Source organism: Bacillus sp. NH11B, from assembly GCF_001884205.1.
Classification (GTDB): domain Bacteria; phylum Bacillota; class Bacilli; order Bacillales; family Bacillaceae_G; genus Bacillus_A; species Bacillus_A proteolyticus.
In genome coordinates this window covers 1-11020 of sequence record NZ_MAOG01000128.1, presented here as the reverse complement: position 1 = coordinate 11020, position 11020 = coordinate 1, and the positions used below count along the sequence as shown (strand labels likewise).

Genomic DNA, 11020 nt, shown 5'->3' with positions numbered 1-11020 from the left:
GACAAAAAAGTCGGGAACCGACTGTATATAAAAAGAGCGGGCCAGCAGTTGAAAAACTGCTGGCCCGCTCTTATTATTTATATAGTATTAGAACTTTTAAGGTGGAAGTAAGATGCTTATAAAAAAGAGACATCAGAATTATCTACACTTTGGTTTTTCTTATTGAACAAACAGGAAGGTAAGTTCGATATGGGTATATAGCTTATATGAGGCTTCGTTTGATTAAATGGAAAAACTCGGGACTCTGATTGTTACACATTGGAATGCTTTTTTACGTGGATTTATATTATAGAAAGATTCGAGATGAGGTGGTTTCATTTGAGTAGCTTATTTATTATCGGGAATGGATTTGATTTAGCTCATAAATTACCCACAAGTTATGAGGATTTTCGTAAATACTTGCTTCAAAAGTATCCAAAGGCAGGAGGTATGTCACCATCCTTTATGATTTCAAGCACGTCCTTACCGGATGGTGGAGAGGAATACGATGAAGAAGAGGTGGCTGCATTCCTTCTGGATGTTATTTCTGCTGCCGAAGGATATGGTGATTGGAAAGATATTGAGAGTAGCCTGGGAAAGTTGGATTTCGAAGATTATTTGGCGGAGATGTCAGACTTTCTTGATGATGACGAAGATGACGATGATATTTGGAAACAGGTTTATCGAAATGAAGATGCATCAGGACACTTTTATCAGGTCACTATTAAAATAAAGGAGCTTTTTCCAGAGTGGATTGAATCTATCTGCTTGAAGGATGCTAAGCTCAACATGAAATTCAAGAAACTGATTGACGAGGAAAAGGATACATTTTTGACCTTCAATTATACTAGAGTACTAGAGGATATTTACTATGCAGAAGATGTATTTCATATCCATGGTGAACAAGGGGAAGAAATTTTATTTGGCCACGGAGAGCCATATGAGGAGTTTACAAGTAGTTATTTCGGTTCTGAGGATGCTTTAGCAAAAATACATATGAGTCTAAAAAAAGATGTTGAAAACAATATTTTCTGTTCAAAGTCGTTTTTCGATGGATTATGTAATATTGATAAAATCTATTCCCATGGTTTTTCCTTTTCAACAGTCGATTTGCCTTACATAAAAGAAATACTTAAAAGAGTCCATTCCGAAAGTATTACTTGGTACTTGAACGACTATGATTCTAAAGAAAAAAGAGAAGAGTTTAAAGGGAAAATCAGAAAATGTGGTTTTAAAGGGATTTTTAATACCTATGATATAAAATGATAGTTTGAGGAATTACAACTATGAAATTACTCATATAAAGGATAGAACAGCTAGTATCTTTCTACTTGTTCTATCCTTTATTTTAAAACAAAAACATATCTACTCCCTTTTTTACTAAATTCATATATATAATTAGGAAGTACATATCGTTTGTGAAAAGGGTTGTAGTTGATGAAGAAGAGTTTCTATGATTGGTGCATTGAAAATAACAAAGAATATTTATTAGTTGGGTGGAATTTTGACCAGAACAAAAACTTGATGGTGGTTAGGAGAATGCGGTCACGAATGGGAAGCTGTAATAGGTAGTAGAAATATGGGTATAGGCTGCCCGTATTGTGCAAATTGAAAGGTATCAAAAGGATTGTTAGATGCCAAAAAGGTATGGAACTGAACAAAAAAGTCGGGAACCGATTGTATAGAATAAGGGGGGGACATCAGTTGGAAAACTGATGTCTTTTTTATTAATATCTCTTCTAATTTGATCTGCTTGTTGTAGTTATTTTTGCTAAATACAGTGAACAGTTTTCACTATTGTGTAGTCGCCTTTAAAACATCAATTAACTCAACAAAATCAACGAATACTTTCAATCCTTCTTTTAATCCAGGAGTGATTTCTCCTGGATTTGATGATGCTACATAATTTAAAAGATTTTCTTTGTGATTTAATAGATTCTTAGGTTTCGCATAATTACAATCAGTTTTGTAGAAATACATAGGATCATTTATACCAAAAAGTTTATGAATCTTGGTAATATGCTCACCTATGTTACCATTTCCGTTCAACATATCATAAAAAGCATTTTTGTCAATTTCGGCTCTCTCCATTACCCAGAGGTTATTCAAGTTCCTGGATTCTAGAAAGGTTTGTATGTTCTGTCCTACAATTTTATTAATATCTTTCATAAGATTGCCCCTTCCAATAAACACTATTAATCTTGTATATCATATTAATACGCTGATGATTTTTTGTGAATAAAAGTTTATATGCCTGTAATTTGATTTTAAATTAGGAAGCCCATATAATAAAAAGTCGTTGTTTGAATTTATTATCTAAAGATACAAGGGAGCTTTCATAAATGCAATTCACTAATAATCAACATTTAAATAGAGAATTTTTTTGCCCACGTTGTAAAGAAGTTGTCGAACAATCATGGTTTGTAATAAAACACGAGTTCATTGGAGCCCCTATATTACAGGAAACACGTTCTTTGGAGCGAATCGCTGATATTACACCTGATAGGGGTGACGATTCTGAATTTATAAATTGGAGCTTTGACATAAGTATTTGTTATTGGTGTAAGAATTATATAATTTGGATTAATAAACATCCGCTGTATAGAAACCCTAGTGCTATTCCACGACCACATGGAAGCATGCCTGATCATATTAAACAAGTGTATGATGAAGCAAGAAATGTATTTTTCACTTCACATAAAGCAGCTAATATTTTATTAAGATTAGCGTTTAAAGAGCTTTTTCAATACATGGGTGAGGGGAAATTAACCATTTGTAATTCTGATAAGAAGTCAATAAACTTAGATACTAGTATAAGCCATATATTAAAATCATTAAAGGTTTTGGGAGAGGAAAGTCATTTCGGCTCTTGTTTTAATGATAAAGAGGTAATGGAGATAGATGAGGTTACCTTAATTATGTTTGACTTAGTAAATCTTATTGTTGAAGATAAAATTTATATTGTGCAAAAAACGAATGAACTTAATAAAAAATTAACATTATTAATGTGTAAGTAGCTATGTTACGTAAAAAATTAATTTAATATGTAATAGGTTTATGTATATTTTAAAGTGATTTTATGTTAAAAATAAGCCAATTTCTTATTATAGAAATTGGTTTGTTTTTGGCATAAAATAAAAATAATCGGAAGTTCCTTAGATAGAGAAAGGTGAGAAAAAGGATGTATGTAAATAATGTTCGTGATGCCATTCGAAGTTTAAACGATATTGAGTATGAGAAATACTTAAGCAAACTGAGACTAATTTTAAAAAAAAAGTATAGCAAAAACGTCAAACCGTCTGTACTTAAGCAACGTGTAGATGAGTTTGTTAGCGGTGGAAACCCCAAAATAGATTATTTTGAATGTTACTTATTAACGTTCGATGATCTTTTTAAAGACGGAGCTATAAATGCATTACAAAGTCCAGCAATAAAAATGCCTAAGGTATGGAAAGAGCTAATGATAATTATAATGGATGATTGGGGGTTACCTCCACAAATTGTAAAAGAGTTAGATGATGAGCAAGTATTAATAGAAATAAAGAAATTATTTTATAACTCCATAGAACACTGTAAGGGAGAAAATAAGGAACAATTTCGTGAAAATCTACATGCCTTTAATAACTTTTTAAGAATTAGAACATGAACAGTTTTATTAGAAAGCTCATTTTGATAAGGATCTAATGAGAAATAAAAAATATAACTTCTTTTTAATAATGTTTTAGAAGGATATACATACCCACAAAAAGTAGAAAGTTTACAAAATGTTATGCTTTCTATATAGATGGGAAGAGAATAACTAAAAGTTATTGATGTATTAATAAAAAATAACAAGTGAAATATCAAGATTAAAAATTACATGAGTTTATAAAAAAAGAAAGAATAACTTTTAATAACATTAAAAGTTATTCTTTCTTTTTTTATTTTGTATTTTATAAAAAACAATAATTGATATTATTTTTACTAAAATGTAATATATAAAGTACGTTAATTCGGATGTTGGATCTTTACAATGTGTTGTGTGGATTTTATGTTTCTTTAGGACAATGTCTTAAAATGAGCAGTGGCTTAAAGGGGGAGAAGTAAATGGCAAAAAGGCAAGCTGGTTTAACGGAAGAGAGAATTACTAGAATGGAAAGAGAAGGTCGTGGTCAGGGAAACGGGGAGAATTACAAGCCTTGGATTAACATTCAGGATTTTCCTTCAAATGGTTTAGTAACTAGAGGAAAAGGATGGAAAACTAATCGGATACACCAATTCTTATCCAAATTAGAGCGAGATTATTTTTATGTTTTGGAGTGGAGTGAATCTGTTGTAGATATAAGAGAGCAGTTTCCACTGACCCGTGAAGATACCTTGTACATTGCAAATGAAAAAGGTATCAAACATCCAACCGATCCGAAATCGCAAATTCCTATTGTGATGACGACTGATTTTCTTATAACCATAAAGGACTCAACAGGTAAAAAACATGTCGCTCGAACTATAAAACCATCTAAAGAATTGGAAAATGAGCGGATTATAGAAAAATTTGAAATTGAACGTTCCTATTGGGAAATTCGCGGAATTGATTGGGGGATTATTACCGAAAAGGAGATTCCAAAGGATATGGTTGAAAATGTGGAGTGGCTCCATTATTCATATTTTGAAATTGAGGATTTGTCTGACGCCATACTTAACACCTACGCCCAGCAATTGAAATTATTTATCAAAAAATATAACACTTCCATTATCGAAATGGTGACAGAATTTGATCGAACCTTTCAGATTGAAAATGGAATGGGACTTGAAATCCTTAAGCATTTAATTGCTAGAAAGAAAGTCCCTGTTGACATAACAAGAAAAATATATACCCACCTTTGGATAGGGGATGTATTTAATCTTGATTCTATATAAGAAAGAAGGAATGTAATGTTTATAATCAATGACATTATTAGTATCGAAGAAGCGGATGGAAAAAAACAGTTGGAAAGAATTATTTGGATTGATGAAGGAAATGTCATTTGCTACACCATTGATGTGAAAAAGGAAAGTACACTACCAATCAAGCGGAAAATCTCCGATTTACAGCAATTGTATACAGAACAATTATTATCGTTGCTTAAAAGTGATCCTTACGGTTTTATCTATCAAGACGAGGAACAACTTTCAGAGAAAAGTAAGCAATTGCGGGATAAACGTTGGGAATGCATTAAAGACATGGTTGAACAAGAGCCAGATATATACGAAGGCGATAAAAGAGGTCGCCTCATCAAAGAGGCTATTGCTAAAACAGGGAAAAACAAACGATTGTTTTATAAATATTTAGTTCAGTATTGGCAAAGAGGGAAAGTCAAAAACGCCTTGCTTCCAGATTATAGGGAGTCCGGTGGTAAAGGAAAAGAAAAAACCTACAAAGATAAAAGGAACGGGAGAAAACGGAAGTTTGAAAATATCATTGGTGAAGGAATCATCATCACCGATGAAATTAAACGAATCTTTGGGGTAAGTGTGCAGAGATTTTATCATACTGCTAAAAAAAATCCGCTTGTCACGACCTATAAATTAATGATGGAAACCTTTTTTGTAGCAGGTTATCGGTATGAAAATGGCGTGAAAAAGCCTATCCTCCTTGAACAAGATAAACTCCCAACTTTAAGGCAATTTAAATTTTGGTATGAAAAGACCTATAAAGTAGAAGAGAAACTTCGGAAAAGAAAAGGAAACCGAAAATATGAATTAAACCATCGGGCGGTACTGGGAACATCCGTAGGTGATTTATATGGACCTGGAACTAAGTATCAAATTGATGCGACTGTTGCTGATGTTTATCTCGTTAGTTCTTTTAATCGAAACTGGATCATCGGTCGTCCCGTCATTTATGTCGTCATTGATGTTTTCAGCCGAATGGTTGTCGGGCTTTATGTAGGTCTTGAAGGTCCGTCATGGTTTGGAGCGATGATGGCACTTGCCAATACTGCAAGCGATAAAGTTTCGTATTGTAAGCAATACGGTATTGATATAACGAAAGGAGAATGGGATTGTCATTACCTTCCCCAAACCCTTTTAGCTGACCGAGGGGAATTAGAAGGGTACAACGTGGAACGACTTATCAATGCTTTTCATATGAAAGTGGAAAATACACCGCCATACCGGGCTGATTGGAAAGGGATTGTCGAGCAACACTTTCGGATTATTAATACAAAAGTGAAGCCATTTTTGCCTGGAACCGTGGATACGGATGTTAGGGTAAGAGGTGACAGGGATTATCGACTGGATGCCACGTTAACACTAGAGGAATTTACAAGTGTCATCATTAAATGTGTGCTTCATCACAACAACCATCACTGGTTAAAAAATTACAACCAGGATGAAATGATGATTGAAGATGAAGTAGCCCTTATTCCCCGTGAATTGTGGAACTGGGGGATTAAAAATCGTTCAGGCAAACTTCGCTCTTATTCGGAGGATATTGTAAAACTGCACCTCCTTCCGACTACAAATGCAAGGGTAACGTATAAAGGAATCGAGTTCAAAAAGATGCGTTTCAGCAGCGAAACGGCTTTAAAAGAAAATTGGTTTGGAGAGGCAAGAGAAAAGAGTTGGCAAATTCCCATTTGCTATGATCCAAGGAACATGTCACACATCTACTTGCCGAGCCAAGACGGTAGAAGCTATGAGGTGGCGACTTTACTCGATCATCAAAATAAGTATAGTGGAAAAACCATCGAAGAAGTCGAATATTACTTTTCTTACGAGTTGTTAAAAGAGCAATCTTTTGCGCACGAAGAACTCCAACAAAGTGCGGACCTAGCAAGTGATATTGAACACATTGTTCAAAAAGCGAAAAAGTCTTTGGATAAAGGAAAAGTAGAGATGAGTAACAATCAAAAAGTCAAAGGAATTCGCGGGAATCACTCGATGGAAAAAGAAGCAAGACGAAAAGAAGAAGCCTTTTTACTTGCTGATGCCCAACAGTGTACTCAATCGATAGAAAAAAAAGAAAGTGTTGAAGAAACGGCTCCTAAAAAGAGGGTTTCTACAATTGAATTATTACGTCAAAAACAAAAGGAGAATTTGAAGCGTGCAAGGGTTAGCGACAAGTGAACCACAGATAATTCATGGTGAAGGAATCGTTGAAGCCATTTACAGTGAGCAAGTTATACAAGACTATGAATCCAATCCTTTAATTGAAGCCCTTCCTCCCATTCTTACGGAGGATGAAGTGATTGAACAAATATCGGTTTTGCCCCCGTTTGATGAAAAAGAACGGGTATTAAATCCAAGTTATCGCTTCCATTCTCTCCAGAGATTATTTCAATACTTTCAACCTTTTGAGAAACATCTGGACTTGGAACAGCGGATTTCAAGGGCTATTCGACAAGGGTATTTGCACCGAAACCCCATGAATAAAGAAGAGGTGATGAGGGCGCACGAAAGTTACAAGGCCATTAAAGAAGGAAAGTTTATAAAAAATTACCAAACAGAAGTCAAACGGACAGCAACTGGGTTCACCATTATTGGTTTATCGGGTATCGGGAAATCGACCGCAATTGAGAGGGTCTTGTCCTTTTACCCGCAAATCATCAAGCATCAAGAATACCAAGGAAGACCATTTCAGTTTATGCAGATTTGTTGGCTGAAACTAGATTGTCCGTTTGATGGTTCACTAAAAGGTTTATGTATGAGCTTTTTTTCAGAATTGGATCGCTTACTCGGTTCCAATTATTTAAATAAATTTGGGGCACAAAAAAATACCACCGATTTAATGATGCAGCGAATGGCACACCTTGCAAGCCGCCATGGAATCGGACTTCTTATCATCGATGAAGTTCAGCATCTTAGCCTTAGCAAAAGTGGTGGTTCCGATAAAATGTTGAACTTCTTCGTAACACTTGTTAACACCATCGGTATTCCTGTTTTGATGGTCGGGACGAATAAAGCCATTTCCATTTTGCAAAGTGAGTTTCGACAAGCAAGAAGAGGAAGTGGACAAGGCGATATGATCTGGTCACAGATGCCAAAAGATGAATCTTGGGATTTATTTGTGGAAGGAATGTGGGAGTATCAGTGGACTGCAAATTTTACGGAACTAACAAGTGAATTTAGTGATTTTCTCTATGAAGAAAGCCAAGGGATTTTAGATATTGCCGTAAAGCTCTTCATGCTTTCACAAATACGAGCGATTGCATCGGGAGAAGAAAAAATAACGAAGCAAACCATCAAGCAAGTGGCAAGTGACAGCTTACGGCTTGTTCGACCAATGTTGGAAGCATTGAAATCAGGCATTCCAAGTGAGATTGCCAAATACGAAGATATTCGTCCCATTGATATGGATGAGGAAATCGAAAAGTATAAAGCCTCCATTGATATGCAGGAGAAGATTCGAATTCAAAAGAAGTTACAAAGGCAAAAGCGTCATAAAAAGGAACAGTCTCTTTTAGAAGAAGTGACACTGCAACTTTTAGCTATGGATTTTGATCCAAAAGAGGTCCAAAGTGTCGTGAAAAAAGTGTTTAACAAAATAGGGGAAGATCTTGAGAAATCAACGGCACTAAAAGAAGCGGTAAAACTTCTTATTGATAAGGATGAAAAGAAGGTAGAAAGAAAAGCCAAGAAAAAGAAAGCTATTTCATCAAGCGAAAATTATTTGGATCGCCTGTTACAGGAGGCAAGGAAGAAGAAGCAATCGGTCCATGAGTATTTTGGGGATAAAGGTATCATTAAACAACCATTAGATGAGTTCTGGGAGGATGAGGAAGATGCTACACTGGTTTCCCACGCCTTATCCTGATGAACTGTTATATAGTGTATTAGCAAGGTATCATGTATGGTCTGGAAATACGAGTCCCAAAATGACGACCGAAGAACTGTTCGGAAAACGGACGTTTCGGTCTGTCTGGGACTTGCCCGCTAATTTAAACAGTTTACTGAACCAACTTGGTTCATATTGGGATGCCGATCAATTGATTTATAATCATACGATGTATCCCTATTATGCCGCCTTTTTGCTTCCGAAACAGGCGAAACAAGTGAAGAAGTCCATGCTGGATAGTAAAGGAAGTACGATTCATACCCGAATTGGTATTTCGGCAAGTAATGTGAAGTTAAAAACAAAACTTTGGGTATGCAGTGATTGTATCAAAGAGGATATAGGCACTTATGGAGAAACGTATTGGCGACGAGGCCACCAAGCCCCTGGTGTTTTTGTTTGTACGAAGCATGAAACCGTATTAGAAGAAACAAATGTTTCTGTAAAAGCTCAAAATCAGCATGAATTTATTGTTGCGCCCCCTTATGCGGAAAGAACAAAGGTGGAGCTAGGTGAATTAGGTAATGAAGAGTTTCAGCTCTTGGTAAAGGTTGCAAAAGCAACTGAATCCCTTTTAAATAACACCCACCTTCAAGCAAAAGATAATACCATACGGTTAAAATATCTGGAACTCCTGAAACAAAAGGGATATGCAAGTTTGAACGGGATGGTCAAGCGGGATAAGCTATACCAAAGTTTTGGTGCAAAATTCTCCGACCGCAGTTTGGAACTTTTGCAGTCACCAGTATTTTTCGAAGAATCGGATTGGCTAACGATGATCTTTCAAAAACACCGCAAGTCCTTTCATCCAATTCGGCATTTATTGGTGATGATGTTTTTGGAAACAGATTTAAATCACTTGTTTGAAGAAAAAGAATATCTTCCGTTTGGTATGGGACCTTGGTTATGCCTTAATGAGGCTTGTCCGAATTATAAAAAGCTTGTTGTAGAGGATTTGACGATAACTATTTGTTGTGACACCAGAAAACCTGTCGGGACATTCCGCTGCTGCTGTGGTTTTGTCTTTTCCAGGAGAGGCCCTGACCAAAACAAAGATGATAAATATCGTATTGGTACTATAAAAGATTACGGGCATGTTTGGAAGGGAAAGCTGATCCAGTTGGTGAACGAAGGGAATTCCCTAACTAATATAGCGAAAGAAATGCAAGCAGACCGAGCAACCATAAAAAAATATGCTGCCGAACTGGAGTTGAAAGTACCATGGGAATTACCGAAGGTTCAAAAGAAAAATGCAAATGAATCTTTGGGAGATTGTGAGACACAATTAAATGAAAGAAAAAATAAATGGCTTCAACTTCAGGAAGAATACCCTGAAAAAAGTAAAACAGAATTAAGGAAATTATCCCCTGATGTATATGCCCATCTGTATCGGAAAGATCGTGATTGGATTAATCAATTTTCTCCTGTAAAGAAGAGAGTCCATACCCCCATTCAACGAGTTGATTGGAAGAAACGTGATATAGAAGTATTAAAAAAAGTAAAGAAAGTGATTCGAAATTGGGATATGGATGCTGAGAAACTAACAAAAATTACGATAACTTCCATTGGAAAGAAAATAAGTGAACTATCGTTATTACAGAAAAAAGCTGATAAGCTACCAAAAACCATGAAATACATCCATAAAGTATCAGAGGACACAGTGTCCTTTCAAAAAAGGCGGGTTGAATTTATAGTTGAGAAATTGAAAAGGGAGGAAGAACCAGTCCTTGAGTGGAAAATATTTAGAAAGGCAGGGCTTAGACCAGACGTATCAAATGAGGTGAAACGGTTAATTTCGTTAAAGGCAACAGAGTATGATACTGTTAAACAATAGTGAAAAGATTAAAAGAAGGCGCTGTATTCCTTTTAAATCACAAAAATCTGTTATAAAGGGAAATTTGAGGGAAATAAATATTTAGTTTTTCAAAGATCTAGAGAGGCATTGATGAAGCGATCGTTCCCTGAGTTCAATAAAAAGATTGAAGAAATAAGTGCCATGGAATGGTTCCTTCTCGTCATACTTAGCATAAAATGAAAAAAGTGATAAAAAATTAAGTGTGCTTTTGCTATTTGGTAAATCAGAACATATAATAAGATTAAGATTAATAATATAATTTAAATAAATTTTTTGGAGAATAACAAATAATGATTAACAGGTCAATATAGAGAGGGAATTAGATCAAGATTAAGATCTAGAGTAGAATCAAGATTAAGATCTAGAGTAGAATCAAGATTAAGATCTAGAGTAGA

General features: G+C 35.3%; 8 protein-coding genes and 1 pseudogene. 8 read left to right on the top strand and 1 reads right to left on the bottom strand.

What is annotated here, in order from left to right; all coding sequences use genetic code 11:
* Positions 1 to 318: 318 nt before the first annotated feature.
* Positions 319 to 1245, top strand: coding sequence for an AbiH family protein (locus tag BAU27_RS23490; RefSeq protein ID WP_071772127.1), 927 nt, complete (start codon positions 319 to 321; stop codon positions 1243 to 1245).
* 271 nt (positions 1246 to 1516) lie between these two features.
* Positions 1517 to 1591: pseudogene (locus BAU27_RS33005) on the top strand (zinc-ribbon domain-containing protein); the annotation flags it as partial.
* Between the two features lie 182 nt (positions 1592 to 1773).
* Here the strand turns inward: BAU27_RS33005 and BAU27_RS23480 are convergent.
* A complete protein-coding gene (locus BAU27_RS23480; protein WP_071772126.1) occupies positions 1774 to 2148 on the bottom strand; it encodes a hypothetical protein in 375 nt (124 codons plus the stop codon).
* 173 nt (positions 2149 to 2321) lie between these two features.
* Here BAU27_RS23480 and BAU27_RS23475 point away from each other — a divergent pair, with 173 nt between their 5' ends.
* The 6 genes from BAU27_RS23475 to BAU27_RS23450 all read left to right on the top strand — a co-directional run bounded on the left by BAU27_RS23475 (position 2322) and on the right by BAU27_RS23450 (position 10604).
* Positions 2322 to 2996, top strand: a complete 675-nt coding sequence (locus BAU27_RS23475) for a hypothetical protein (protein ID WP_071772125.1) — start codon at positions 2322 to 2324, stop codon at positions 2994 to 2996.
* A gap of 164 nt (positions 2997 to 3160) precedes the next feature.
* Positions 3161 to 3625 carry a hypothetical protein gene (locus BAU27_RS23470; protein WP_071772124.1) on the top strand — a complete coding sequence of 155 codons (465 nt, stop codon included), beginning with the start codon at positions 3161 to 3163 and terminating at the stop codon, positions 3623 to 3625.
* A 440-nt stretch (positions 3626 to 4065) separates the two neighbouring features.
* The gene (locus tag BAU27_RS23465) at positions 4066 to 4875 is read left to right on the top strand and encodes a heteromeric transposase endonuclease subunit TnsA (protein ID WP_071772123.1); all 810 of its coding nucleotides are present in this window, start codon (positions 4066 to 4068) and stop codon (positions 4873 to 4875) included.
* Positions 4876 to 4890: 15 nt separating this feature from the next.
* Positions 4891 to 7065, top strand: coding sequence for a Mu transposase C-terminal domain-containing protein (locus BAU27_RS23460; RefSeq protein ID WP_071772122.1), 2175 nt, complete (start codon positions 4891 to 4893; stop codon positions 7063 to 7065).
* Positions 7043 to 8752, top strand: a complete 1710-nt coding sequence (locus tag BAU27_RS23455; RefSeq protein ID WP_071772121.1) for an ATP-binding protein — start codon at positions 7043 to 7045, stop codon at positions 8750 to 8752. The genes BAU27_RS23460 and BAU27_RS23455 overlap by 23 nt, the downstream gene beginning before the upstream one ends.
* Positions 8721 to 10604 carry a TnsD family Tn7-like transposition protein gene (locus tag BAU27_RS23450; RefSeq protein ID WP_071772120.1) on the top strand — a complete coding sequence of 628 codons (1884 nt, stop codon included), beginning with the start codon at positions 8721 to 8723 and terminating at the stop codon, positions 10602 to 10604. Before BAU27_RS23455 ends, BAU27_RS23450 begins: the two co-directional genes overlap by 32 nt.
* Positions 10605 to 11020 lie beyond the last annotated feature (416 nt).

Excerpts from the sequence above, each read along its gene's own strand:
- BAU27_RS23480 (WP_071772126.1), bottom strand. The coding sequence starts at position 2,148 with ATGAAAGATATTAATAAAATTGTAGGACAGAACATACAAACCTTTCTA.
- BAU27_RS23475 (WP_071772125.1), top strand. The coding sequence starts at position 2,322 with ATGCAATTCACTAATAATCAACATTTAAATAGAGAATTTTTTTGCCCA.
- BAU27_RS23470 (WP_071772124.1), top strand. The coding sequence starts at position 3,161 with ATGTATGTAAATAATGTTCGTGATGCCATTCGAAGTTTAAACGATATT.
- BAU27_RS23465 (WP_071772123.1), top strand. The coding sequence starts at position 4,066 with ATGGCAAAAAGGCAAGCTGGTTTAACGGAAGAGAGAATTACTAGAATG.
- BAU27_RS23460 (WP_071772122.1), top strand. The coding sequence starts at position 4,891 with ATGTTTATAATCAATGACATTATTAGTATCGAAGAAGCGGATGGAAAA.
- BAU27_RS23450 (WP_071772120.1), top strand. The coding sequence starts at position 8,721 with ATGCTACACTGGTTTCCCACGCCTTATCCTGATGAACTGTTATATAGT.